Source organism: Nocardioides luteus, from assembly GCF_000960475.2.
Lineage (GTDB): Bacteria > Actinomycetota > Actinomycetes > Propionibacteriales > Nocardioidaceae > Nocardioides > Nocardioides luteus_A.
In genome coordinates this window covers 1-25,343 of record NZ_JZDQ02000030.1, presented here as the reverse complement: position 1 = coordinate 25,343, position 25,343 = coordinate 1, and the positions used below count along the sequence as shown (strand labels likewise).

The window sequence follows — 25,343 nt, the reverse complement described above, 5'->3', positions numbered from 1 at the left end:
CCACGTGCACGACCCTCTGGGCGTACGTCGCCGCCGCCGGCGCGCCGTCAGCTGGCTCCTCGGCCTCCTCGCAGCCGCCGTGGCGACGGTCGTCGTCGCGGTCGGTCTGGGCGCTGCGTACGTCACCCCGGGGGCGGTCGCCCAGATCCTCGGCCACCACCTCCTCGGCCTGCCCGAGGCCGGCTGGAGGGCCGCCGAGGAGGCGATCGTGTGGAAGGTACGTCTCCCCCGCGTGCTCCTCGGCGCCCTGGTCGGCGCGGGCCTGGCCGTCACCGGCATGGCGCTGCAGGCGATGGTCCGCAACATGCTCGCCGACCCCTATCTGCTCGGGATCAACTCCGGCGCCTCCAGCGGCGCCGCGGCCGCGATCCTCTTCGGCGCGGGCACCGGCCTGGGGGCGTACGCCCTGCCCGGCTCCGCCTTCCTCGGTGCTCTCGCGGCATCGTTCCTGGTCTTCGCCCTCGCCCGCAGCGGCGGCCGGGTCACCTCGCTGCGGCTGCTGCTCTCCGGCGTCGCGGTCGGCTATCTGCTCTACGGTCTGACCAGCTTCCTGATCTTCGCCTCGGGCTCGGCCGAGGGCGCCCGGTCAGTGATGTTCTGGCTGCTCGGCTCGCTCGGCCTGGCGCAGTGGGACGGCCTGCTCGCCGTCGTGGCCGTCGCGGTCGCCACCACGATCACCCTGCTGACGCTGTCCGGTCGCGGTCTCGACGCCCTCGCGATCGGCGACGAGACCGCCCACACTCTCGGCATCTCCCCCGACCGCTTCCGCACCCTGCTGCTGGTCGTCGTCGCCCTGACCGTCGGCGTGGTCGTCTCGGCAGCCGGCAGCATCGGCTTCGTCGGCCTGGTCGTGCCACACCTGGCCCGCCGCGCGGTCGGCTCCGCCCACTCCGTCGCCGTCCCGGCCGCCGCCCTCATGGGCGCGATCCTGCTGGTCTGGGCCGACGTGCTCGCCCGGGTCCTCCTCCAGCCCCAGGAGATCCCGATCGGGATCGTCACCGCGCTCCTCGGCGCCCCGTTCCTCATCGTCCTCATCCGGCGCTTCTCGGCGCGCGACGTCTGACCCCTCAGGAGCCCACGAATGATCCGCCCCATGATCGCCACCGCGGCCCTCGTGCTGACCACGACCACCGCCTGCGGCGCCGACGCCACCACCACCGGCACCGACGCCGCCCGAGACGGCTTCCCGGTCACCCTCGAGAACTGTGGCGCCCAGGTCACCTTCGACGCTCCGCCGGAGCGCGTCGTGATGCTGAAGAGCTCCGCAGTGCCCTACCTGCACGCGCTCGGCGTGATGGACCAGGTCGTCGCCCGGGCCGGTGACTACCCCGCCGACTACTACGACGCCGCGACCCGGGCCGAGCTCGACGACATCCCGCTGCTCACCGACGAGATGGACACCAGCGGCCACCTGCAGATCTCCAAGGAGGTCGTGATCGCCGAGCAGCCCGACCTGGTCATCGGCGAGGTCGACAACCTCTCCCGGGACACCCTCGACGCCGTCGACATCGACCTCCTCGAGGAGCCGGCGATGTGCCCCGAGGGCGTCGACGACCCCGGGTTCGAGGACGTCTACAGCCAGCTGGAGGCCTACGGCAGGGTCTTCGACAGGACGGACGAAGCCGCCCAGGCTGTCACTGACCTGCGCAGACGCGTCACCGACCTGGAGACGAAGAAGGTCGGCAAGGGACGTACGGCAGCCGTTCTCTACCCCACCGTCGGCGGTGGCGTGACCTACGCCTACGGCACCCGGTCGATGGCCCACCCGCAGCTGGAGGCAGCCGGGTTCGAGGACGTCTTCGCCGACGTCGACGAGCGGGTCTTCGAGGTCTCGACCGAGGACCTCCTCGAACGCAACCCCGACGTCCTCATCCTGCTCCACAACGCCGGCGACCCTGCGATGGTCGAGAAGTCGATCACGCAGCTGGCCGGCGCCGAGGACCTCACCGCGGTCAGGAACGGCGACGTGATGGCGCAGCTGTTCAACTTCACCGAGCCGCCCTCGGCCCTCTCGGTCGACGGCCTGGAGCGGATCATCGACAGGTTCGCCCAGTGATCGAGGCACGCGGCCTGTCCTGGACGTACGGCACGACGACGATCCTCGACGACGTCGACGTCTCCTCCCACGATGGCCGGGTCCTCGGACTGATCGGGCCGAACGGGAGCGGCAAGACCACCCTCCTCCGGCTGCTCTACGGGGCCCTCCGCGGCAGTGGCACCGTCGAGATCGACGGCGACGACCTCGCCGGCCTGCCGGCCAAGGAGGTCGCCCGCCGGCTGGCCGTCGTCGTCCAGGAGTCCGGCACCGCTGATCCCAATTTTTCGGGGACACTGACCGCCGGCGAGATGGTGCTGCTGGGACGTACGCCGCACCTGTCCGCCTTCGCCAGAGCCGGCGAGCACGACCTGGAGATCGCGGCCGAGTGCCTCGAGCGGGTCGGCGGCACCCACCTCGGTCCGCGTTCCTTCGCCGCGCTCTCCGGCGGGGAACGGCAGCGGGTGCTCATCGCCCGGGCACTGGCCCAGGAGGCGACCCACCTGCTCCTCGACGAGCCGACCAACCATCTCGACATCCGCTACCAGCACGAGATCCTCGCCCTGGTGCGCAAACTCGGGACGACGGCGATCGTCGTGCTCCACGACCTCAACCTGGCGGCCCGCTACTGCGACGACCTGGTGCTGCTCGACCAGCACCGCGTCGCCGCGCGCGGGACCGTCGACGAGGTGCTCCGGCCCGAGATCCTGGAACCGGTCTACGGCATCGGCATCGAGCGGCTCGAGCTGCGCGAGGAGATCCATCTCCTTTTCCGCCCGGCGACCTGACGACCTCAGAGCTCCGGCGCCGCCTCGACCCGGGTCTCCGGAGCCTCCTCGTCGTCCGGGTCGACCCCGGGCAGATGCGCCTCCCAGAGCTCGACGTCCATCACGTAGAGCCGCAGCGGCGCCTCGCCGCGCAGCTCGGCGGGCTTGAACGCCCGAGCCGTCCCGACGAGCCGGTGGAACGCCACCGCGCAGCGCTTCTCGAGCTCGAAGTCGGGCACCTGGCGGGCCATCCCGGTCACGTACGCAGCACTCGCCCCCGACCCCGGCGGCACCGAGGAGTCGAAGATGACCCCGGCCACCCGCGGGTCGCGGACGATGTTGCGGGAGTGCTGGGCGTCCGGCGCCGAGACCCAGTAGAGGTCCCGGTAGCCGTCGTGGGAGAAGTAGACCGGCGACGTACGCGGCCGCCCATCGGGATCCGTGGTCGCCAGCACCAGGTAGGCGACCCCGTCGACGATCCCGCGGACGTGTCTGTCCAGATCAGCTGCCATACCCCAGAGGGTAGGCGACTTTCCTACACGTGACCTGCATATATGCGCGGCAGCTTGTAGCCGCGCTCGGCCAGCACCTCGCGCAGCACGTCCGGCCGGTCGGTGATCATCCCGTCGACCCCGAGGTCGATCAGGTGCTCCATCGTGGCGACGTCGTCCACCGTCCACGGCACGACCGCGATCCCGCGGGCGTGCGCGGCGTCGACCAGCTCCTGGTTCGTGAACGGCACATAACCGGGGTCCGACACCGAGCCGCCCTGCGGGTCACCGTGAACCGGCGAGACCGCGTCGGCCCCGAAGGAGTCCGCGGCCGCGACGTACCGCTCCTGCAGCGAGCCCTCGAAGTCGTCGATGTCGATCCCGCCCAGCCACGGCGAGGCGCCCGGCTGTCCCTGCTGGAGGAACTGCTGCCCGTTGGTCAGCGCGACGATCGGCAGCCGAGGCTCGACCTCTCGGACTCGCTTCAGCGCGCCCCAGTCGAAGCTCTGGATCGTGACCTGGTTGCGGATGTGCGCCCGCCTGATCTCGGCCAGCACGACGCGTACGAACTGCTCGCGGGGCGCGGTCTGCTCCGGCGCACCCGCCTCGACCTTGGTCTCCACGTTCAGCGTGACCTGGCCCGCGTGGTAGCTGTTGACCAGGGAGAACACCTCCGAGAGCAGCGGCATCCGAGCCCCCGGCGCCAGCTCCTGCTCGGGGAACTGCGGCTGCCGCAGCGATCCGCAGTCGATCGTGCGCACCTGGGCGAGCGTCAGGTCCTTGATGTAGGTCCGGTTCGGCACGTACGGGAACTCGGGATCGCCGGGGAAGGCCGGTGCGGTGTCGACGCACTTGGCCGGGTTCGGGTCCCGGTCATGGGTGACGACCGCGTAGCCGTCCTCGGTGATCTGCACATCGAGCTCGAGGGTGCTCACCCCCAGCTGCAGCGCCCGCTCGAAGGCCGGGAGCGTGTTCTCGACCGTCAGCGCGATGCCGCCGCGGTGCGCCTGGAGATCGAAGGTCCGCGAGTCGTTCGCGGCGTGCGCCGGGGTGAGGGCGGAGCTCGCCAGGAGCACCGCGGACACGAGGAGGCCTGCTCGGACACGTCTCATGCCCGACAGGATCCCGCCGGCGGATGGCCGCTAGTGGAACGCGTGGTGAGACAGGAGCGACACCTTCTTGGACGCACACCCGGTCGTCTCGTGGCGGACGAACTGGGAGTCGTAGGAGTCGGGCGGGTAGACCCGGAACCCGTCCACCTCGGCCGGCTTGCAGGTCGCGGCCGGGTAGTTCTCGGCGGTCGACTCGGAGACCTCGCTCACGGCCACCTGGCCGGGCTTCATGATCACCTTGCGCCACGAGCCCTCACGCGACGCCGGCGCGCCGATCTGGGTGCCGTTGTCACCCCCGACGTACGACAACCCGCCGAAACCGCCCAGGGCGCACGCATGGTCGGAGACGTTGGTCAGGGTGATCTCGCCGAACCTCGAGCCCGCACCCGCATCGGTCGCGCGATAACCGGCCTTCAGGTCGGCGTTGGCGCACTTCGGCGTCACCGGATCCGCCGGCGCCGCATCGGAAGAAGGGGACTCAGTCCTCACCGGCGAACCCCCCGTGGCCGCCGGTGAGGACTGAATCGGGGACGATGGCGAGCTGCCGGCCTGGGTAGGATCTGCGGTCCCGGAGGCAGATGGTGAAGAGTCGACCGCCCCGTCCGTCGTCGACCCGCAACCTCCCACCGCGAGCACGCCGAAGATCCCGACTCCGACCACTATCAGCCGTACGCGCCGCATCTTCGCTCCTCGAGTAGCAGATGTCAGCCAGATGTCACCCAGCCAGTAACTCATCGTCCTACCCCTGAGACGCGCGGACCTGATGGTCCGTTGCATCCGGTTGCGAGAAATTCTCAGGCCCGTGCGTCGTACGCCGTCCGGGCGGCATCGACGTCCGCCATGTGCTCCTCGGCCCACTCCTTGAGGTGGGCGATGACGGGCAGCAGCGTCAGCCCGAGCGGGGTGAGCTCGTAGTCGGTGCGCACCGGCACCGACGGGGTCACCGTGCGGATCAGGAGCCCGTCGCGCTCCATCTTCCGCAGCGACTGGGTCAGCATCTTCTGGCTGACCCCCTCGATCTGGGAGGCCAGCTCCGAATACCTCAGCGGCCCGCGGATCCCGAGCGCCACGATCGCCAGGCTCACCCACTTGTCACCGATCGTGTCCAGCAGCCGCCGGCTCGGACACATCGCCGTGAACGCGTCGAATCCGCTCGGTCGCTCGGCCGTTGTCGTCCCCATGGCAAACCTCCAGGTGCGTACACCACTTCAAAGTGCCTTCTTCCCAATAGAGAGTAGGGCACCGAAAGTAGTGCATGCAAGCAGTCGACCACATACCGAAGGACGAACACCATGTACGCACTCATCTCCCGCGCCGGCGACCCGACCCCGCACCTCGAGGAGCTCCCGTCGCAGCCCCTGGGCACCGACGACATCCGGGTCGAGGTGGCCGCGGCCGGCTTCACCCTCTTCGACGCCTTCGTCGCCGCCGACCACGCGGCCATCGGCCTCCCCGACGTGATCGGTCTCGGCTTCGACTTCAGCGGCGTGGTCACCGAGGTCGGCGAGACGGTCTCCGGCTTCGCCGTCGGCGACCGGGTCGCCGGCTTCCACGGCAACCCCGCCGCAGGTGCCCGTGCACATGCGACCGAGGTCGTGCTCCCCGCAGCCGACGCCGCGGTCGTACCGACCGCGCTCTCGCTCGAGGCGGCCGCCGCAGCCCCGCTCAACGCACTCACCGCCCGCCAGGCCCTCGACCTGCTCGGTCCAGAGCGCGGCAGCCTCCTCGTCACCGGCGCCGCCGGCGGGGTCGGCCTCTGGGCGCTGGCTCTGGCGAAGGCCGACGGTTGGACCGTCGACGCCCTCGTACGTCCCGGAACCGAGCACCTCGCCACCGGCGCCGACCGGACCGTCACCGAGATCGAGCCGCGCGCCCACGATGCCGTCCTCGATCTGGCTGCTCTGAACGAGCCGGCCCTGGCAGGCGTACGCGACGGCGGCCGCTACATCAGCGTCAAGCCCGGCCGGGCGCCGGAGTCCGAGCGTGGCATCGAGGTCTCGACCGTGATGAGCCATGCCGACGGACCGGTCCTGGCCGGTCTCCTCGAGCTGGCCGCCGACGGCACCGTGCCGACCCGGATCGCCGCCACCCGCCCGCTCAGCAAGGCCGCCGAGGCCTACCAGGAGGCGGACGCGGCGCCGGGGTCGGACGGCCGCTGGCTGCTGATCCCGTGAGGAACGGCGAAGGCCCCGCCTCCCGAGGGAGGCGGGGCCTTCAGATGACCACTCGATCAGCTCTGGTAGGAGCCGAAGTCGAAGTCGTCCAGCGCGACGGCCTGGCCGCCGGTGTTGCCGAACTCGTAGTCGTAGTTGTCGTAACCGGTCACGGAGTACGCCGCGGCGCGAGCCTCATCGGTCGGCTCGACCTTGATGTTCCGGTAGCGCTCCAGGCCGGTGCCGGCCGGGATGAGCTTACCGATGATGACGTTCTCCTTCAGACCGCGCAGCGAGTCCGAGCGGCCGTTGATGGCAGCGTCGGTGAGGACGCGGGTGGTCTCCTGGAAGGAGGCCGCCGACAGCCAGGACTCGGTGGCCAGCGAGGCCTTGGTGATGCCCATCAGCTCCGGACGACCCGAGGCCGGCTTGCCGCCCTCGGAGACCACGCGCCGGTTCTCCGACTCGAAGTCGATGCGGTCGGCCAGGTCGGACGGCAGCAGGTTGGTGTCACCGGACTCGAGCACCGTGATCCGGCGCAGCATCTGCCGCACGATGATCTCGATGTGCTTGTCGTGGATCGACACACCCTGCGACCGGTACACGGCCTGGACCTCGTCGACGAGGTGCTGCTGCGTCTTGCGGACACCGAGGATACGGAGGACCTCCTTGGGGTCCGGCGTACCGATGGTCAGCGCCTGGCCGACCTCGATGTGGTCGCCGTCGGCCACCCGCAGCCGCGAGCGACGGGAGACGACGTACTCCTTGACGTCCGAACCGTCGTCCGGGGTGACCAGGACCTTGCGGGCCTTGTCGGTCTCCTCGATCTCGACGCGACCGGCGACCTCGGAGATCGGCGTGACACCCTTCGGCGTACGCGCCTCGAAGAGCTCGACGACACGCGGCAGACCCTGCGTGATGTCGTCGGCCGAGGCCACACCACCGGTGTGGAACGTACGCATGGTCAGCTGGGTGCCGGGCTCACCGATGGACTGGGCGGCGATGATGCCGACCGCCTCACCGATGTCGACGAGCTTGCCGGTGGCCAGCGAGCGGCCGTAGCACTTGGCACACGTACCCGTGCGAGCCTCACAGGTGAGGACCGAACGGACCTTGACCTCGGTGATGCCGGCGCGAACCAGCTCCTCGATCTTGACGTCGCCCAGGTCCTCACCGGCGACCGCGAGAACCTCGCCGGTCTCCGGGTGCTCGATGTCGACGGCGGCCGTGCGAGCGTACGCAGCGGTCTCGGCGTTGTCGTCCTTGACGACGACGCCGCCCTGGTCGACACCGATGACCTTCGGCAGACCGCGCTCGGTGCCGCAGTCGTCTTCACGGATGATGACGTCCTGCGAGACGTCCACCAGACGACGGGTCAGGTAACCCGAGTCGGCGGTACGCAGCGCGGTGTCGGCCAGACCCTTACGAGCACCGTGGGTGGAGATGAAGTACTCCAGGACGGAGAGACCCTCGCGGAAGTTCGACTTGATCGGCCGCGGGATGATCTCGCCCTTGGGGTTCGCCACCAGGCCTCGCATGGCGCCGACCTGACGGATCTGGTTGAAGTTACCGGAAGCACCCGAGGTGACCTGCATGAAGATCGGGTTCTTGCGGTCGAACGCCTGCTCCATCGCGGCACCGACGACCTTGGCGGCCTCGGTCCAGATCTCGACGAGCTCCTGACGGCGCTCCTCGTCGGTGACCAGACCACGCTCGAACTGCTTCTGCACCTTGGCAGCCTGCGTCTCGAACGTCTCCAGGATCTCGGCCTTGTTCGGCGGCGTGGTGACGTCGTCGATGGAGACCGTGACACCCGAACGGGTGGCCCAGTGGAAGCCGTTGTCCTTGAGCGCGTCCAGCGACGCCGCGACCTCGACCTTGGTGTAACGCTCGGCCAGGTCGTTGATGATCGCGCCGAGCTGCTTCTTACCGACCTCGTAGTTCACGAAGGGGTAGTCGGCGGGGAGGGTGTCGTTGAAGATCACCCGGCCCAGCGTGGTCTCGAGGACGATCGGGTCGCCCGCGGTCCAGCCCTCCGGCACGTCGTAGCCGAGCGGCGGGACGATGTCGTCGAGGCGGATCTTGATCTTCGACTGCAGCGTGATCTCGAGGTGGTCGAAGGCCATGATGGCCTCGGCCGGGGACGAGAAGGCACGACCCTCGCCGACCTCACCCTCGCGGTCGGAGGTGATGAAGTAGAGACCGATGATCATGTCCTGGGTCGGCATGGTGACCGGACGACCGTCGGACGGCTTGAGGATGTTGTTGGTCGAGAGCATCAGGATGCGAGCCTCGGCCTGGGCCTCCGCCGACAGCGGCAGGTGGACAGCCATCTGGTCACCGTCGAAGTCCGCGTTGAACGCGGTGCAGACGAGCGGGTGCAGCTGGATGGCCTTACCCTCGATCAGCTGCGGCTCGAAGGCCTGGATGCCGAGGCGGTGCAGGGTCGGCGCACGGTTCAGCAGAACCGGGTGCTCGGTGATGACCTCTTCGAGGACGTCCCACACGACCGGGCGGGCCCGCTCGACCATCCGCTTGGCGGACTTGATGTTCTGAGCGTGGCTCAGGTCCACCAGGCGCTTCATCACGAACGGCTTGAACAGCTCCAGGGCCATCTGCTTCGGCAGACCGCACTGGTGCAGCTTGAGCTGCGGACCCGACACGATGACCGAACGGCCCGAGTAGTCGACGCGCTTACCGAGCAGGTTCTGACGGAAGCGGCCCTGCTTGCCCTTGAGCATGTCGGAGAGCGACTTCAGCGGACGGTTGCCCGGCCCGGTGACCGGGCGGCCACGACGACCGTTGTCGAACAGCGAGTCGACGGCCTCCTGCAGCATCCGCTTCTCGTTGTTCACGATGATCTCGGGGGCACCGAGGTCGAGGAGACGCTTGAGGCGGTTGTTGCGGTTGATCACACGACGGTAGAGGTCGTTGAGGTCGGAGGTCGCGAAGCGGCCACCGTCGAGCTGCACCATCGGGCGCAGGTCCGGCGGGATGACCGGGACGGCGTCGAGCACCATGCCGGTCGGCTGGTTGCCGGTCTTGCGGAAGGCGTCGACGACCTTGAGGCGCTTGAGCGCGCGGACCTTGCGCTGACCCTTGCCGGTGGCGATGGTCTCGCGCAGGTTCTCGACCTCGGCCTCGATGTCGAAGTTCTCGAGGCGCTTCTGGATCGCCGTGGCGCCCATGTGGCCCTCGAAGTACTTGCCGAACCAGGTCTTCATCTCGCGGTAGAGCAGCTCGTCGCCCATGAGGTCCTGGACCTTCAGGTTCTTGAAGGTGTCCCAGACCTCGTCGAGACGGTTGACCTCACGCTCGGTGCGGTCGCGCAGCTGCTTCATCTCGCGCTCGGCACCGTCCTTGACCTTGCGCTTGGCGTCGGACTTGGCGCCCTCGGCCTCGAGCGCGGCCAGGTCGGTCTCGAGCTTCTTGGCGCGGTCGTTGATCGCCACGTCGAGCCGGCCGGTCAGCATCTTGCGCTGCTGGTCGACCTTGGCCTCGAGCGAGGACAGGTCGCGGTGACGCGCGTCCTCGTCGACCGAGGTGATCATGTACGCAGCGAAGTAGATGACCTTCTCCAGGTCCTTCGGGGCGAGGTCGAGCAGGTAGCCCAGCCGCGACGGAACGCCCTTGAAGTACCAGATGTGGGTCACCGGAGCGGCGAGCTCGATGTGGCCCATGCGCTCGCGGCGTACCTTCGAGCGGGTGACCTCGACGCCACAGCGCTCACAGATGATGCCCTTGAAGCGCACGCGCTTGTACTTGCCGCAGTAGCACTCCCAGTCCCGGGTGGGACCGAAGATCTTCTCGCAGAAGAGGCCGTCACGCTCGGGCTTGAGCGTGCGGTAGTTGATGGTCTCAGGCTTCTTGACCTCGCCGTGGCTCCACGCGCGGATCTCGTCCGCGGTGGCCAGGCCGATCTTGAGCTGATCGAAGAAGTTGACGTCGAGCACGGTGGCTTCCAGTTCCTTCGTTAGTTCTTGGAAAGTTAAAGGGGACTGAGGGAGGGAGGTGCGCCCGCGGGCGCACCTCCCGCTCGTCAGACTTCCTCTACGGAAGAGGGCTCGCGGCGGGACAGGTCGATGCCGAGCTCCTCGGCGGCGCGGAAGACGTCCTCCTCCGCGTCACGGAGCTCGATCGCCGAACCGTCCTGGCTCAGGACCTCGACGTTCAGGCACAGCGACTGCATCTCCTTGACGAGGACCTTGAACGACTCCGGGATGCCCGAGTCGGGGATGTTCTCGCCCTTGACGATCGCCTCGTACACCTTCACGCGGCCCGGCACGTCGTCCGACTTGATGGTCAGGAGCTCCTGCAGGGCGTAGGCGGCGCCGTACGCCTCCATCGCCCAGACCTCCATCTCACCGAAGCGCTGGCCACCGAACTGGGCCTTACCGCCGAGCGGCTGCTGGGTGATCATCGAGTACGGACCGGTCGAACGCGCGTGGATCTTGTCGTCGACCAGGTGGTGCAGCTTCAGGATGTACATGTAGCCCACGGCCACCGGCTCCGGGAACGGCTCGCCGGAGCGACCGTCGAAGAGGCGGGCCTTGCCGTCGGTGCCGACCACACGCTGACCGTCCCGGTTCGGGAGGGTCGAGGCGAGCAGACCGGTGATCTCGTCCTCACGCGCACCGTCGAAGACCGGGGTGGCCACCTTGGTGCCCGGCTCGGCCTTGTCGGCGTGGATCTTGATCAGGCGCTGCTTCCAGGCGCTGTCCTCGGGGTCGTCGGAGAGGTTGAGGTCCCAACCCTGCTTGGCGAGCCAGCCGAGGTGGAGCTCCAGGACCTGTCCGATGTTCATACGACGCGGAACACCGAGCGGGTTGAGCAGGACGTCGACCGGGGTGCCGTCCTCCATGAACGGCATGTCCTCGACCGGCAGGATCTTCGCGATGACGCCCTTGTTGCCGTGACGGCCGGCGAGCTTGTCACCCACGGAGATCTTGCGCTTCTGCGCCACGTAGACCCGAACCAGCTGGTTCACGCCCGGCGGCAGCTCGTCGCCCTCCTCACGGTCGAAGACGCGGACACCGATGACGGTGCCCTCCTCGCCGTGCGGAACCTTCATCGAGGTGTCGCGGACCTCGCGCGCCTTCTCACCGAAGATCGCGCGGAGCAGGCGCTCCTCCGGGGTCAGCTCGGTCTCGCCCTTCGGGGTGACCTTGCCGACCAGGATGTCACCGGTGGTGACCTCGGCGCCGATGCGGATGATGCCGCGCTCGTCGAGGTCGGCCAGCATCTCCTCGGAGACGTTCGGGATGTCCCGGGTGATCTCCTCCGGACCCAGCTTGGTGTCGCGGGCGTCGACCTCGTGCTCCTCGATGTGGATCGAGGTGAGGTAGTCCTGCTGCACCAGACGCTGCGAGAGGATGATCGCGTCCTCGTAGTTGTGGCCCTGCCACGACTGGAAGGCGACCAGGAGGTTGGCGCCCAGCGCCATCTCGGCACCCTGGGTCGCCGGACCGTCGGCCAGCGGGGAGCCGACCTCGACCCGGGCGCCCTCGTCGACCAGCGGCTGCTGGTTGACGCAGTTGCCCTGGTTGGAGCGCTCGAACTTCGCGAGCTTGTAGGAGGTGTAGGTGCCGTCGTCGTTGAGGGTCTCGATCAGGTCGGAGGAGACCTCCTTGACCACACCGGCCTTCTTCGCGACGAGCACGTCACCGGCGTCGACAGCCGCGCGGTACTCGATACCCGTGCCGACCAGCGGCGAGTCGCTGCGGACCAGCGGCACCGCCTGACGCTGCATGTTGGCGCCCATGAGCGCACGGTTGGCGTCGTCGTGCTCGAGGAACGGGATCAGCGCGGTCGCGACCGACACCATCTGGCGCGGCGAGACGTCGATGTAGTCGACCTCCTCGGCGAGGAGCTCGGAAACCTCACCGTCGCGCTGGCGGACCAGGACGCGCTCGGTGGCGAACCGCATGTTCTCGTCGACGGCCGCGTTGGCCTGCGCGATGACGTACTTGTCCTCGTCGTCGGCGGTCAGGTAGTCGATCTTGTCGGTGACGACGCCGTTCTCGACCTTGCGGTAGGGCGTCTCGACGAAACCGAACGGGTTGATCCGGCCGAAGGAGGCCAGCGAACCGATCAGACCGATGTTGGGACCTTCAGGGGTCTCGATCGGGCACATCCGGCCGTAGTGCGACGGGTGGACGTCTCGGACCTCCATGCCGGCGCGGTCACGGGAGAGACCACCCGGGCCGAGAGCCGACAGACGCCGCTTGTGCGTCAGGCCCGCGAGCGGGTTGTTCTGGTCCATGAACTGCGACAGCTGCGAGGTGCCGAAGAACTCCTTCAGCGCAGCGACCACGGGACGGATGTTGATCAGGGACTGCGGCGTGATCGCCTCGACGTCCTGGGTCGTCATCCGCTCGCGCACGACGCGCTCCATGCGAGCCAGACCGGTGCGGAGCTGGTTCTGGATCAGCTCGCCGACCGTACGCATCCGGCGGTTGCCGAAGTGGTCGATGTCGTCGGCGGCGATGTCGATCGTGCCCTGCGGGGTCTCCAGCTGCGTACGCCCGTCGTGCAGCGCCACCACGTACTTGATCGTCGCGACGATGTCGTCGACGGTCAGGGTCTGCTGGTCGAAGGCCTCGGTCAGACCGAGCTTCTTGTTGACCTTGTAGCGACCGACCTTGGCGGTGTCGTAGCGCTTCGGGTTGAAGTAGTAGTTGTTCAGCAGCGTCTGCGCGGCCTCACGCGTCGGCGGCTCGCCCGGGCGCAGCTTGCGGTAGATGTCGAGCAGCGCGTCGTCCTGGGCGGTGGTGCTGTCCTTCTCCAGGGTCAGCATCATCGACTCGTACTCGCCGAACTCCTCGCGGATCTGCTCGTTGGTCCAGCCGAGGGCCTTGAGCAGCACCGTGACGTTCTGCTTGCGCTTGCGGTCGAGGCGGACGCCGACCAGGTCGCGCTTGTCGATCTCGAACTCGAGCCAGGCACCGCGGCTCGGGATCAGCTTGGCGGTGTAGATGTCCTTGTCGGACGTCTTGTCGGCGGTGCGCTCGAAGTAGACGCCCGGGGACCGGACGAGCTGCGAGACGACGACACGCTCGGTGCCGTTGATGACGAAGGTGCCCTGGTCGGTCATGAGCGGGAAGTCACCCATGAAGACCGTCTGGCCCTTGATCTCACCAGTGTCGTTGTTGGTGAACTCCGCCGAGACATAGAGAGGCGCGGAGTAGGTGAAGTCCTTCTCCTTGCACTCCTCGACGGTGTACTTGGGGTCGTAGAAGACAGGGCTCTCGAAGGAGAGGGACATGGTCTCCGAGAAGTCCTCGATCGGGGAGATCTCCTCGAAGATCTCCTGTAGACCGGACTTGTGGGACACGTCCTCACCCGCTGCTTCGCGGGCGGCGACCTGCTCCTGCCAGCGCTCGTTACCGATCAGCCAGTCGAAGCTGTCGGTCTGGAGGGCGAGGAGCTGAGGAAGCTCGAGAGGCTCTGAGATCTTAGCGAAAGAGATGCGGCGAGGGGTGGAGTCACCCGACGAGGTGCGCGCGGCCAAGAGGAATCCTTCGACAAGGTTCGCAGGTGGATTCGCGCTGCCGACCACCGAACAGCCACCGGGCAGGCTGAGGGGCATATGAAGGCATGCGCAAAGCGCCATAGTACGGCACAAAAGCGCACTTCACAACACCGGGCCCGATTAAAAGTCCGGAGTACCTTCCATCACACCTGCGGCGCTCGAAGATCGGCCCGGTGCTGCAGTGCCTTCGTCGAGCATCGCGGATGATCATGCGCCCCAGAGGAGGCTCTGGTCAAGCATCCGCGCCAATCGGTCCGCCCTCCGGAAATGTCATTCCGATCACTTGACAGGTGAGGCGCAGCGGTCGACCCTCAGCCCTTGCCGGGCTGCGTCTCGAGCTTGTCCACCAACCACTCGTCGCCGACCTTGGCCATCGTGAGCATCGCGTACTCCTGATATCCGATCGGCGTCGTCTGCTGCGCGTTGGTGACCTGACGGTCGACCAGCACCAGCACCTGCACGGCGTCGTCGGAGACCCGGATGACGCCGGCGTCGACCGGCTTCAGCGTCTTGACCACGGTCTTCGTCTCGGGAACGTTGTCGATGAGCACGGCGAAGATGCGGTCGTAGTCCTTCTTCTCGCCCGCCGTCATCACCTTGTGGGCCGCGGCCTTCGACTCGTCCATCTTGCTGTAGTCGTAGGAGAGCAGCGGGACGGCCGCCTTCTTGGCAGCCTCCAGCGCCTCCGCACCCTGCTCCTCGACGAGAAGCTTGTGGTTGCGGGTGATCTCCTTGCCCACCGCACCCTCGACCACGCTGGTGGTGACGTTGTTGTTGGCGACGGTCGAGACCTTCTCCTGCCCGAAGAAGACCACACCCGCCCCGACGACCGCGGCCAGCGCCAGGGCCCCTGCTGCCGCCAGGCTCCAGGTCGGGAGCAGCGGGAGCGTACGTCCGCCCGGCTCCTTCGCGGCGCCCGCTGCGCCCTCGTCGGTCTCATCGGCCTCGTCGGCCTCATCGGCCTCGTCGGCGGCCTGGTCGGGCTCGTCGTCGGGGACGACCTCCTCGGCGGGCGCCGCTGTGGTCGCATCCGCGTCGGCCTCGCCGGCGTCCTCGGCCTCGGCCTCGTCGGACTCGGCCTCCTGCTGGGTCGCCAGCCCCGCGTCGTACGCAGCCCGCTTCTCCTCGTCCAGAAGGACGGCAGCGGCCTCGTTGAGCGTGCGGAAGCGGCGGTCGGTCGGATCCAGATCGGCGATCGCGGCCTTCCACGCCGTGCGGATCTCGTCGGTGGTGGCGTCGGGCTCGACGTCGAGCACGTCGTACCAGGTCGGGCTGGTCATCGCGGAACTCATGGGGTCGCCCCTTCGGTGCTTCCGGCGTTCGGTGTCTCTTCGGCGGGGTACCAGTCGTCGACGAGCCACTCCCCGTCCTGCTTGATCAGCTCGACCTCGGTGCGGGAGAGCTGGCGGGCGGCGTCGACCCGCTCCTCCGACTTCTCGGACTTCGGATAGCTGATCGCGATCTCGGCCACGACGAGCACGGTCGCGCTGTCCTCGTCGAGGCCGGCGACGCCGGCGCTGTGCACGTCGACGGTGCGGTCGACGCCGGTCTGGGCGACGGTGGCCTCGGCGAAGGCGACGTTGCCGAGGAACTCCTTCTCGAACTTCGAGGTCAGCAGCTCCCCGACCCGGGAGCGGTACTTCGGCATCGTCTGCTTGTCGCTGCCGAGGTCACCGGGGCCGTAGGTGTTGACCCGCTGGACGAACTTGTCGGCCGCCGACATCGCCTGCTCACGCTGGCTCACCACCGAGTCCTCGGCCCCGCGGGTGAGCTGCCAGCCGATGTAGCCGGCTGCCGCGAGGATGATCGCGATCAGCACGACCAGGATGCCGAGACGGAGCAGCGCTCCCTGCTGGGGCGTCGCCCGGTCGGTCGCTGCGCCCGTGTCAGGGCCGGGGTCGGTTGTGGTGGTCAAAGCGGATCACTCTCTGTGGTCAGTGGCTCCAGGAGCCATTTCCAAGCGTCATCACCGTACGCTTCGGGTGCAACGGGACGACACGGCACCGCTCCGGGACCCCGTTCCCGGCCGGCTGCGTGGGTTTCGGGCTGGTGACTACTCGGTCTCCATCGGCTGCAGGTAGAGCCACTTCCAGGCGTCGTCGCCGTACGAGGACGGAGCAGCGGTCGACACGGTGGTGTCCGAGGCGTCCTTCCAGGAGAGCTCGCCGGTCTCCGGGTCGAAGCTCGCCACCGAGCTCGTCTCACCGACGGCGGCACGCGGGACCTGGCTGGAGCCACGCGCGTTGGACTTCGACGGGTCCTCGGTGCAGGAGACCTTGGTGTTGAACGGGCGAGAGTCCAGGTCGAGCGGGTCGCGCTTCTTCGTGCTCTCGTAACCCTGTTTGCACGGCGGCTGCGCGGTCAGCGCCATCCCGAAGTGGGCCTGCGCGAGGCCCGGGTGGCCGACGTCGACGACCGCGAAGCTTCCCTCGACGACGATCGGGAAGATCGAGAGCAGGTGCTTGACGCCGGGCAGGTTCTTGCGCACGACCTTGCCGGTCACCAGCACCTCGTTGAGGAGCTCGCTGATGTCGACGTCGTTCTCCTCCAGGAACTGTCGGAGCTCGGTCGAGCTGGCCGAGCCGCTCTCGATCAGCCGGATCAGGTCCTTGTTCGAGCCGGCCAGGGTGCCGGTGAACAGCTCCAGGTCGTTGGCGAACGACTTGATGGCCGTGGTGCTGTCGAGCTGGGTCTGGAGAACCGTGTTGCTGTCCCGGATCAGGTCCGTGGTGAGGCCGAAGTTCTGGTTGGCGGTCTCCACGAAGGCCGTGCCGGTGTCGATGATGGTCTGCAGGTCCTGACCGGTTCCGGTGAATCCCTTGCCGAGCTCGTCGATCGTCGTGGTGAGCGCCTTCTGGTCGACCGAGTTCACCGTCGTGGTGATGTCCTCGAGAAGCTTCTCCGTCGGCAGCGGCGTGGTCGTCGCCGCGCGGGCGATCTCGGACCCCTCCTCGAGGTAGGGCCCGCCCTGCGACTGCGGCTGCAGCTCGACGTACTGCTCACCGACGGCGGAACGGTTGCCGACCACGGCGAGGCTGTCGGCCGGGATCTTGTCCTTCCAGGCCTTGTCGATCTTCAGGGTCACGTCGACACCGCTGCGCTTGAGGATCAGCTCGCCGACCTGGCCGATCTTGACGCCGCGGTAGTCGACCTCGGCGTCCTCGTAGATGCCGCCGGACTGCGCGAAGTGAGCCATCACGACGTAGTGGTCCTTGACGAACAGGGACCCCAGACGGGCGTAGCGTGCACCGACGAAGCTGACCCCGAGCAGGGTGATCAGCAAGAAGACCATCAGCTGGACCTTCGTACGGCGGGTGATCATGAGACGCCCTCCCCATGGGTGTTGCTCGAGGTGCTCAGTCCTGGGATCAGCAGAGCGGTCAGTCCCGGGTCGAGCTCCTTGCTCAGCTCGTCGTAGCTCACCGCGTGCGTCCCCGGTGTGGCTCCGGCGCGACAGAACAGGAGCAGTACGCAGCCCGAGCCGTCGCCGCTGGAGCTCCCGCCGCTGGTGCTCGGGGTGAGATTGAGGTTGAGCAGGTCACCCAGGGTGTCCACGAGACCGCTCAGGGTGTCGGCCAGACATGCCTTCGGAAGCGTACCGAGCGTGTTGTCCCCGGCGAGGCCGGACGTCAGCGCGCTCTGGCAGTTGGACAGCGCGGTCGCGAACTTGCCGTCGCAGGCCTTCTTCACCGCCTCGTTGAGCCCGTCCAGCAGTGCCTGACCGTCCAGCCCCAGGAGCTTGTCGAGGATCTGGTCCTTCGCCCAGCACACGGTGCTGGGGAGGTCGGGAGCGTTGTCGAGCAGCGTGTCGAGGTTGAGGTCGACGGTGACGTCGAGGTTGACGAAGTCACCCATGTGCAGGTTGCGGGCGGTCTGCGGAGAGCCACCCACCGCCTGGTCGACGAACGGGTAGGTGAGGATCGTGTTCATCGCCTTGACGAACTTGTCGCCGGAGTCGGCCAGATTGGTCAGGAGCGGCTTCAGATCCTTCACGATGCCGATCGTGTCGTCCTTGGACGCCCTGATGACGCGTACGCCGGTGTCCCCGAGCCGCTCGAGCGCCTTGAGCATCTTGACCAGGTCGGCGCGCTGGCCGTCCAGGCTCTTGATCGCCGAGGGCAGCTCGTCGAGCGCGGCGTCGATGGAACCCATCTGCGCGTTGGTCGCCTTCGCCAGCGCGTCGAGCGCCTCGATGGCATCGACGATCTTCTGCTTGTTGTCATCGAGCTCGCGAGCCAGCGCCTCGACCTGGTGGAGCACCGAACGGGCGGAGTCCTCGCGGCCGGCGAGCGCCTTGTTGAGCTCGGTCGAGATCGTCTTCAGCTGGGCGACGCCGCCGCCGTTGAGCAGCAGGCTCAGCGCGCTGAAGACCTCTTCGATCTCCGGGTTGCGGCCGGTCTGCGACAGCGGGATGGTCGAGCCGTCGGCCAGCTTGGTCGACGCCGGCTCGGCGGGACGCTCCAGCTGGACGAACTTCTCGCCGAGCAGGGAGGTCTGCTGGATCGACGCCCGGGCGTTGCTCGGCAGGTCGACGTCCTTCTTCAGCAGCATCTCGACGGTGGCGACACCGTCGTCGAGCCAGATCTTGTCGATCTTGCCGACGTCGATGTCCTCGAGCTTCACGGTCGACTGCGGCACCAGATCGAGGACGTCCTGGAACTGCACCTTGACCGCGATCGGCTCTTCTCCGGCGTCCACACCACCCGGGAGCGGCAGGTCGTAGACGGAGAAGTTGCCACAACCGGTCAGCACCAGCGCGCCGAGGATCACGCCGACGAGCGCCTGGACGGCACGTTTCATGGTGGACTGCACCGCTGGCTTCGGGTTCCGCTTCAGCATCACTTCACCTCCACGAGGCCGCCGAGCGACATGTCGTAAGGAACCCCGTAGGACGATCCGGTACCGGGTCCGATCGCGGCAGCGCGGTTGAGACCGGGAAGCTGACGGATCTCGGAGCAGAGCTCGGCGCTGCCGCCGTTGGTCGCCTGGGACACCAGGCTGCACAGGAACGAGGCCGGGTTCTTGATGATCTCGTCGAGGACCATGGTGATGTTGGCGTTGGTGTCGAGCGTGCCGGTCTCGGGGTTGTAGGCCAGACCCAGATTGTTGAGGGCCAGCGGGGCGGTCTCGAGGCTCTCGTTGAGCGCATCGCGCTGGCGTACGAGCACCTTGCCGATCCGGTTGAGGCTCTGGATGTCCTCCTTCAGGATCGACTTGTTCTCCCGGACGAAGTCGGTCACCTTGGTCAACGCCACGGAGAGGTTCTTCATCGACGCGGCGAGCTCCTTGCGCTCACCTTCGAGCATCGAGGAGACCTCCGAGAGGGCCTGGGCGAAGTCGCGTACGGTCTGGTCGTTCTCCGACAGCGTGCTGATGAAGCCCTCGAGCTGCTTGGCGGAGTCGAAGAACTGCTCGTCGCGATTGTCGAGCGTCTTGGTCAGCTTGCCGAGGTCGCCGATGGTCGAGTTGATCTTCTCGCCCTCGCCGCCGAGGTTCTTCGCGGTCTGCTGGAGCAGGTCGGTCAGGGCGCCGTTCTTGTTGGCGCCGTCGGGACCGAGCGCGACCACCAGGTCGTCGACGCTGGAGTAGATCTGGTCGAGCTCCACCGGGACCGAGGTCTTGTCGGTGCTCAGCACCGCGCCGTCGGCCAGCTTCTTGCCGCCGTCGTAGGCGGGCGTGACCTGGACGTAGCGGTCGCCGACGATCGACGGCGAGATGATGACGGCCTTGGCGTCCGCGGGCAGGCTGACGTCGCCCTTGTATTCCATGGTGACCTTGACGTCGGTGCCGTTCGGGTCGACCGCGGTCACCTTGCCGACGGCGACCCCCAGCACGCGCAGGTCGCTGCCCTCGTAGACCGAGACGGTGCGCGGGAAGTGAGCCACCAGCGTCTTCTCGCCGGTGTCGCGGACCAGCGCCCACGCGCCGACACCGAGGACCAACGCACCGATGATGATCGGAACGATGAACTTGTTCATGAGGTCCCCCCGGTAAGAGCCGGAACAGGAGGCATGTTCTGGATGTAGGTGTCCCACCAGGGACCGTTGCCGAGAGTGTTGTTGAAGACCTTGTAGAACGGCGCCATCAGCTTGAGGGACTTCTCGAGGTTCTCCTCGTTCTTCGTGAACACGTCGAGGATCACGTCGAGGCTCTCCAGCGCCGGCTTCAGGTCGGCGCGGCTGTCGTCGACCAGCTGCGAGAGCTCCTTGGCGAGCTGCTGGGTGGAGACGAGCAGGTTGTGCACCGCCTCACGCCGCTCGACCAGCGCCGCGAAGAGCTGGTTGGCGTTGTTCATCAGCGTGATCAGGTCCTCGTCGCGCTCGTCGAGCACCTTCGTCACCCGGTCGAGCTGGGTGAGCAGCGAGTCGATGCGCTCGTCCTTGGCTGCCAGGTTGCGGGAGAGATCCGAGACGCCGGTGAGGGCTGCCTGGAACTCCTCCGGCGTCGACCGGGTCAGGTCGGCGAGCGTGGTGAGCGCCGCGGCGAGCTGGTCCTTGTCGATGTTGGCGGAGGTGTCGGCCAAGCCCTCGAAGGCCTCGACCACGTCGTAGGGAGACTCCGTGCGGTCCACCGGGATGGTGGCTCCCGCCTTCATCTGGCCCTCGCCGGCCGGCTCCAGCTCGAGGAACATGTCACCGAGCAGCGTCTTCACGCGTACGCCGGCACCGGAGTTCTCACCGAAGTTGACCTTCTCGCGGATCTTGAAGGCGACCTTGACCTGGTTGCCGTCGAGCTCGATCGAGTTGACCTTGCCGACACGGACACCGGCCACCCGGACCTCGTCTCCGGCCTTCAGGCCACCGGCCTCGGAGAAGTTGGCGTAGTAGGTGGTGCCACCACCGATCAGCGGCAGGCTGTCGGCCTTGAACGCCATCACCAACAGCATCAGGAGAACGGCGATCGAGACGGCGCCGATCTTGACTGGGTTACGTTCGCGGAAGGGAATCATCCGAGGTTGCACCTCGCTTGACCGGGCTTGTAGATCGGAATGTCGAGGTCCTTGCCGTCACGGTCTCGGATCGTGCCCCGCAGGCCACACAGGTAGAAGTTGAACCAACCGCCGTAGGTCGCGGTCGCACCGATCTTGTCCAGCTTGATCGGCTGGAGCTCGAGGGCGTCGTCGAGCTGGCGCTTGTCCTTGGCCACCTCGTCGGAGAACCTCCGGGCCTGGCGCAGGTCGTCCAGGAGCGGGTCCTTGGTCTCGTGCACCAGGTCTGCGGTCTCGACGGAGAGCGCCGAGATCTGGTCGAGCGAGCCCAGGATCGCCTCGCGGTCCTTGTTGAGACCACCGACGAAGTCACGGAAGGTGACGATCAGGCTGGAGAGCTCCTTCTCCCGATCACCCACGTGCTCGAGCACCTCGGTGAGGTTGTCGACCAGGGCGTTGATGATCTGGTCCTTCTCGGCCAGCGTCGAGGTCAGCGAGGCGGTGTGGGAGAGCAGACTCTCCAAGGTGCCGCCCTCGCCCTGGAACACCTGGACGATCTCGTAGGACAGGGTGTTGACGTCGTTGGGCGAGAGTGCTTTGAAGAGCGGCTTGAACCCGTTGAAGAGCACCGTCAGGTCGAGCGCCGGATGCGTCTGCCCGACCGGGATGGTCTGGCCCTCCTGCATCGCCGAGGCGTCGCCGACCAGCTGGTTGGTCAGCGCGAGGTAGCGCTGGCCGATCAGGTTGCGGTACTTGATCGTCGCCTCGGTGGTGGTCGCGATCTGCTGCGCGCTGTCGACGGTGAAGGTGACCACCGCGCTGTGGGCGTCGTCGGAGATCTCGATGCCCTTGACGGAGCCGACCTTGACCCCGGCGATGCGTACGTCGTCGCCCTTGTTCACACCGGTGACGTCGGTGAAGACGGCCTTGTATTCATCGCTCCTGCCGAAGGTGACGTTGCCGATGGTGATCGCGAGCAGGCCGGTGGCCAGCGTCGTGACGATCACGAAGATGATCAGCTTCCAGAAGTCCTGGAACGTCTTGGCGTCGAAGAGCTTCACGGCGCTCATTCGTAGCTCACCTCCGCTCCACGCGCGGCCGGACCCAGCATGAGCGCGCCCAGGTCGGGGACCTCGTCAGCGCTCATGCCCAGCCCCGGGGCGAACAGCTCGTTGATGACATCGGTCTCGGCCGACGTACCGACATAGGACATCGCCGAGTAGCCGGCCGACCCTGTGGCGGAGCGCATGACGCCCTTTCCGGTGGGCTCGTCCACACCGTCGTTCTTGTTGGGGAAGGGGGCGAACGGCCTCTTCTGGTTCCAGTGGGCGTTCGGGAGCTCGCCGCAGTTGGGACCGCTGTCCTCGCCGTAGCGCGGCTTGTCCGCCGGCGTGTAGGCCCGGGACTGGTGCGGGAGCGTCTCGAGCGTGATGTGCACGGTGTAGTTGCGGAAGACCTCGGTGAACTCGTCCGTCAGGATGTCCATGCCGCCGATGAGGCACGGGAACATCGGGGAGTAGCGGGCCAGTGCCTGGGTGACCGGACGACCGACCTCGCCGACCTCGATCAGCGTGTCGCCGTTCTTGTCGAGGAAGTCGTCGGCCGTGTTCGAGAACGCGGTGACGTCGGTCAGCAGATTGTTGAGCTGCACCTCGCGGTCCTCGAGGGTGGTCGCGGTGACGATGGTGTTGCGCAGGATCTGACCGATCTCCGGGAGCACCGCCTGGTAGGTCCCGGAGACCTTGGTGGCGAGCTCGAGGTCCTCGATCAGCGCCGGGATCTCGGGGTTCAGGCGCTTCAGGTAGGAGTCGAGGGTGTCGAGCGACTCCCCGAGCTTGTCGCCGCGGCCCTCCAGCGCCGTGGCCATCGCGTTGAGGGTGTTGTTGAGGTCGGCCGGCTGGATCGTCCGCAGCAGCGGGTAGAGGTCACGCAGCACCGCCTGGACCTCGGTGGCGATCTTGGTCTTCTCGATCACCGCACCCGGCTTGATCGACTCGGTGAAGTCGGTGTCGGGCGGGATCAGCGAGACGTACTTCTGCCCGAAGAGCGTCTTGGGCAGGATCGCGCCGGTCACGTCGGGGTGGACCTTGCTGATCTCGTCGGGGAACAGCCCCAGGGTCAGCTCGGCGCCGTCCTCGGTCGGCTTCATGTCGAGGACCTCGCCGACGATCAGGCCGCGGACCTTGACGTCGGCACGCTCGGGAAGCTGCAGGCCGATGCGGTCGGCCTTGAGGGTGATCGTGTCGAACTGGGCGAACTTGTGGGTGAACTGCGCCCAGGTCAGGACCAGCGCGGCGAGGACCAGCGCGAGGAAGACGATCCCGAGGATCTTGCCCTTCTGCCGGCCCCAGGCGAGCGCCACCGCGCTCCGCTTGTGCGGAACCGGAACGGTGTGCTCCACGTGGTGCGGCGTCATCGTCTGCGTCATCCCGCCAACCTCACTGTCGTCGTGCTGCCCCAGATCGCCATCGAGAGCATCAGGTCGAGCACGGAGACGGCGACGATGCTCGTACGCACCGCCTTGCCGACCGCGACACCGACCCCGGCGGGACCGCCGGAGGCGTTGTAGCCGTGGTAGCAGTGGATCAGGATCACGACCACCGAGAAGATCAGCACCTTGCCGAAGGACCACAGCACGTCGCCGGGCGGCAGGAAGGTGTTGAAGTAGTGGTCGTAGGTGCCTGCGCTCTGTCCGTAGAAGAGCGTCACGGTGAACCGGGTGGCGACGTAGGACGAGAGCAGACCGACGACGTAGAGCGGCACGATCGCGATCAGACCGCCGATGATCCGGGTGGTCACCAGGAACGGCAGCGACGGGATCGCCATGACCTCGAGCGCGTCGACCTCTTCCGAGATCCGCATCGCGCCGAGCTGGGCGGTGAAGCCGCAGCCGACCGTCGCCGCGAGCGCGATGCCGGCGACCAGCGGCGCGATCTCGCGGGTGTTGAAGTAGGCCGACACGAAACCCGAGAACGCGCTCGTGCCGAGCTGGTCGAGGGCGGTGTAGCCGGAGAGCCCGACCTGGGCACCGGTGAAGAAGGTCATCGCCAGGATCACGCCGACGGTGCCGCCGATGACGGCCAGCGCGCCGGAGCCGAGCGTGACCTCGGCGAGGATCCGGAGGATCTCCTTCTTGTAGCGCGTCAGCGTGCGTGGTGACCACGCGAGGGCACGCATGTAGAAACTGAGCTCGTCACCGAGGTGGTCGAGGCTCTTGGCAGGCTTCTGGTAGATCGCCTTCATGTTCGCCATCCGTCTCGCCCCCTATCCGGCCTTGGCTGGGATGATCTGCAGGAAGATCGCAGACATCACGAAGTTGACGATGAACAGCAGCAGGAACGTGATGACGACCGACTCGTTCACGGCGTCACCGACGCCCTTCGGACCGCCACCCGCGTTCATGCCCTTGTACGCAGCCACGATCGCCGCGATCAGACCGAAGACGAGCGCCTTCGCCAGGCCCTGCCACAGGTCGGCCATCTGGGCCAGCGCGGTGAAGCTGGCCAGGTAGGCGCCCGGGGTGCCGCCCTGGATGATGACGTTGAAGACGTAGCCACCCATGACGCCGACGATCGAGACCAGGCCGTTGAGGAAGACCGCGATCATCATCGCGGCGAGCACACGGGGGACCACCAGACGCTGGATCGGGTCGATGCCCAGAACCATCATCGCGTCGAGCTCTTCACGGATCTTCCGGGCACCGAGGTCGGCGGCGATCGCCGAGCCACCAGCACCCGCGACCAGCAGCGCGGTCGCGATCGGGGCGGCCTGCTGGACGACCGCGAGGACCGCGGCCGACCCGACGAAGGACTGCGCACCGAACTGCTGCACGAGGCCACCCACCTGCAGCGCGATGACCGCACCGAAGGGGATCGCGACCAGCGCGGTCGGGACGATCGTCACCGACGCGATGAACCACGCCTGCTGGATGAACTCTCGGAACTGGAAGGGGCGCCGGAACACGGCTCGCCCCACGTCCAGCCCGAACGCGAAGAGTGAGCCAGCGGTCCCGATCGGTTTCAGGACCCTGGCGGCGGTCAGAGATGACATCAGTGTGGAGCCTCTGTGGGGTCTGCTTTCACGCCGCCGGGAGCCATGGCGGCATCCGGACGGAACGATCCGGGCGGCGGGGTGACACCGTTCTCACGGCACCAGGCACCCGGCGGGCGCTGGTATTTGCGAGGGATGCCGTTGGACGGCTCGAGCTGCATCGGGATCGGCGGCAGCGGCGGCAGGCCCATGTCCTTCTCCGCAGCCAGCTCGTCGGCGTCCTTCTCCTCGGACATACCGATCGGGCCGATCGTCTGAGCGTTGAGGAACTGGCGG

The 25,343-nt window shown here is 67.4% G+C and carries 20 protein-coding genes and 1 pseudogene; 4 read left to right on the top strand and 17 right to left on the bottom strand.

Going from position 1 to position 25,343, the window contains the following annotated elements; translation table 11 throughout:
- The first annotated feature begins 4 nt into the window (after nucleotides 1-4).
- Genes UG56_RS19740 through UG56_RS19730 form a run of 3 tightly spaced genes read left to right on the top strand, consistent with a single transcriptional unit; the run spans nucleotide 5 to nucleotide 2,823 of the window.
- Nucleotides 5-1,063: a FecCD family ABC transporter permease gene (locus UG56_RS19740; RefSeq protein WP_045547034.1), complete on the top strand. Its 1,059-nt coding sequence runs from the start codon at nucleotides 5-7 to the stop codon at nucleotides 1,061-1,063.
- A gap of 18 nt (nucleotides 1,064-1,081) precedes the next feature.
- Nucleotides 1,082-2,056 carry an ABC transporter substrate-binding protein gene (locus UG56_RS19735; protein ID WP_045547033.1) on the top strand — a complete coding sequence of 325 codons (975 nt, stop codon included), beginning with the start codon at nucleotides 1,082-1,084 and terminating at the stop codon, nucleotides 2,054-2,056.
- Entirely contained in the window at nucleotides 2,053-2,823 is a 771-nt protein-coding gene (locus UG56_RS19730) for an ABC transporter ATP-binding protein (RefSeq protein WP_045547032.1), read from the top strand. Before UG56_RS19735 ends, UG56_RS19730 begins: the two co-directional genes overlap by 4 nt.
- Before the next feature lie 5 nt (nucleotides 2,824-2,828).
- Here UG56_RS19730 and UG56_RS19725 read toward each other — a convergent pair whose 3' ends face one another.
- The 4 genes from UG56_RS19725 to UG56_RS19710 form a co-directional block, all read right to left on the bottom strand.
- The gene (locus tag UG56_RS19725; protein ID WP_045547031.1) at nucleotides 2,829-3,314 is read right to left on the bottom strand and encodes a pyridoxamine 5'-phosphate oxidase family protein; all 486 of its coding nucleotides are present in this window, start codon (nucleotides 3,312-3,314) and stop codon (nucleotides 2,829-2,831) included.
- A 23-nt stretch (nucleotides 3,315-3,337) separates the two neighbouring features.
- Nucleotides 3,338-4,405 (bottom strand): glycerophosphodiester phosphodiesterase family protein, encoded by a 1,068-nt coding sequence (locus UG56_RS19720; RefSeq protein WP_045547030.1) that lies wholly within the window; start codon nucleotides 4,403-4,405, stop codon nucleotides 3,338-3,340.
- Between the two features lie 30 nt (nucleotides 4,406-4,435).
- A complete protein-coding gene (locus UG56_RS28480; protein ID WP_177191510.1) occupies nucleotides 4,436-4,894 on the bottom strand; it encodes a DUF4232 domain-containing protein in 459 nt (152 codons plus the stop codon).
- Between the two features lie 305 nt (nucleotides 4,895-5,199).
- Nucleotides 5,200-5,586, bottom strand: a complete 387-nt coding sequence (locus UG56_RS19710) for a winged helix-turn-helix transcriptional regulator (RefSeq protein ID WP_045547029.1) — start codon at nucleotides 5,584-5,586, stop codon at nucleotides 5,200-5,202.
- 111 nt (nucleotides 5,587-5,697) lie between these two features.
- Between UG56_RS19710 and UG56_RS19705 the strand changes: the two genes are divergently transcribed.
- Nucleotides 5,698-6,579 carry an alcohol dehydrogenase catalytic domain-containing protein gene (locus tag UG56_RS19705; protein ID WP_045547028.1) on the top strand — a complete coding sequence of 294 codons (882 nt, stop codon included), beginning with the start codon at nucleotides 5,698-5,700 and terminating at the stop codon, nucleotides 6,577-6,579.
- Between the two features lie 56 nt (nucleotides 6,580-6,635).
- Here UG56_RS19705 and UG56_RS19700 read toward each other — a convergent pair whose 3' ends face one another.
- The 13 genes and pseudogenes from UG56_RS19700 to UG56_RS19640 form a co-directional block, all read right to left on the bottom strand.
- Entirely contained in the window at nucleotides 6,636-10,511 is a 3,876-nt protein-coding gene (locus UG56_RS19700; protein WP_045547027.1) for a DNA-directed RNA polymerase subunit beta', read from the bottom strand.
- Between the two features lie 86 nt (nucleotides 10,512-10,597).
- Nucleotides 10,598-14,068: a DNA-directed RNA polymerase subunit beta gene (gene rpoB, locus UG56_RS19695; RefSeq protein ID WP_045547026.1), complete on the bottom strand. Its 3,471-nt coding sequence runs from the start codon at nucleotides 14,066-14,068 to the stop codon at nucleotides 10,598-10,600.
- 332 nt (nucleotides 14,069-14,400) lie between these two features.
- Nucleotides 14,401-15,381, bottom strand: coding sequence for a J domain-containing protein (locus UG56_RS19690; RefSeq protein ID WP_084101335.1), 981 nt, complete (start codon nucleotides 15,379-15,381; stop codon nucleotides 14,401-14,403).
- A complete protein-coding gene (locus UG56_RS19685) occupies nucleotides 15,378-16,004 on the bottom strand; it encodes a hypothetical protein (protein ID WP_045547024.1) in 627 nt (208 codons plus the stop codon). The genes UG56_RS19690 and UG56_RS19685 overlap by 4 nt, the downstream gene beginning before the upstream one ends.
- Before the next feature lie 138 nt (nucleotides 16,005-16,142).
- Nucleotides 16,143-17,411: an MCE family protein gene (locus UG56_RS19680; protein WP_045547023.1), complete on the bottom strand. Its 1,269-nt coding sequence runs from the start codon at nucleotides 17,409-17,411 to the stop codon at nucleotides 16,143-16,145.
- Nucleotides 17,408-18,928: an MCE family protein gene (locus UG56_RS19675; protein WP_052693132.1), complete on the bottom strand. Its 1,521-nt coding sequence runs from the start codon at nucleotides 18,926-18,928 to the stop codon at nucleotides 17,408-17,410. The genes UG56_RS19680 and UG56_RS19675 overlap by 4 nt, the downstream gene beginning before the upstream one ends.
- Nucleotides 18,928-20,067, bottom strand: a complete 1,140-nt coding sequence (locus UG56_RS19670) for an MCE family protein (RefSeq protein WP_052693130.1) — start codon at nucleotides 20,065-20,067, stop codon at nucleotides 18,928-18,930. Before UG56_RS19670 ends, UG56_RS19675 begins: the two co-directional genes overlap by 1 nt.
- On the bottom strand, nucleotides 20,064-21,038 hold the full coding sequence (locus tag UG56_RS19665) for an MCE family protein (protein ID WP_045547022.1): 975 nt from the start codon (nucleotides 21,036-21,038) through the stop codon (nucleotides 20,064-20,066). Before UG56_RS19665 ends, UG56_RS19670 begins: the two co-directional genes overlap by 4 nt.
- Nucleotides 21,035-22,087, bottom strand: a complete 1,053-nt coding sequence (locus UG56_RS19660) for an MCE family protein (RefSeq protein WP_045547021.1) — start codon at nucleotides 22,085-22,087, stop codon at nucleotides 21,035-21,037. The genes UG56_RS19665 and UG56_RS19660 overlap by 4 nt, the downstream gene beginning before the upstream one ends.
- Complete coding sequence (locus UG56_RS19655; protein WP_256206770.1) at nucleotides 22,084-23,445, bottom strand: MCE family protein; 1,362 nt, start codon at nucleotides 23,443-23,445, stop codon at nucleotides 22,084-22,086. The genes UG56_RS19660 and UG56_RS19655 overlap by 4 nt, the downstream gene beginning before the upstream one ends.
- Nucleotides 23,442-24,269: an MlaE family ABC transporter permease gene (locus UG56_RS19650; RefSeq protein WP_045547020.1), complete on the bottom strand. Its 828-nt coding sequence runs from the start codon at nucleotides 24,267-24,269 to the stop codon at nucleotides 23,442-23,444. The genes UG56_RS19655 and UG56_RS19650 overlap by 4 nt, the downstream gene beginning before the upstream one ends.
- Before the next feature lie 12 nt (nucleotides 24,270-24,281).
- Nucleotides 24,282-25,067 carry an MlaE family ABC transporter permease gene (locus UG56_RS19645; RefSeq protein WP_045547019.1) on the bottom strand — a complete coding sequence of 262 codons (786 nt, stop codon included), beginning with the start codon at nucleotides 25,065-25,067 and terminating at the stop codon, nucleotides 24,282-24,284.
- Nucleotides 25,067-25,343 (bottom strand): annotated as a pseudogene (locus UG56_RS19640) (ABC transporter ATP-binding protein); the annotation flags it as partial. The gene UG56_RS19645 and the pseudogene UG56_RS19640, both read right to left, overlap by 1 nt.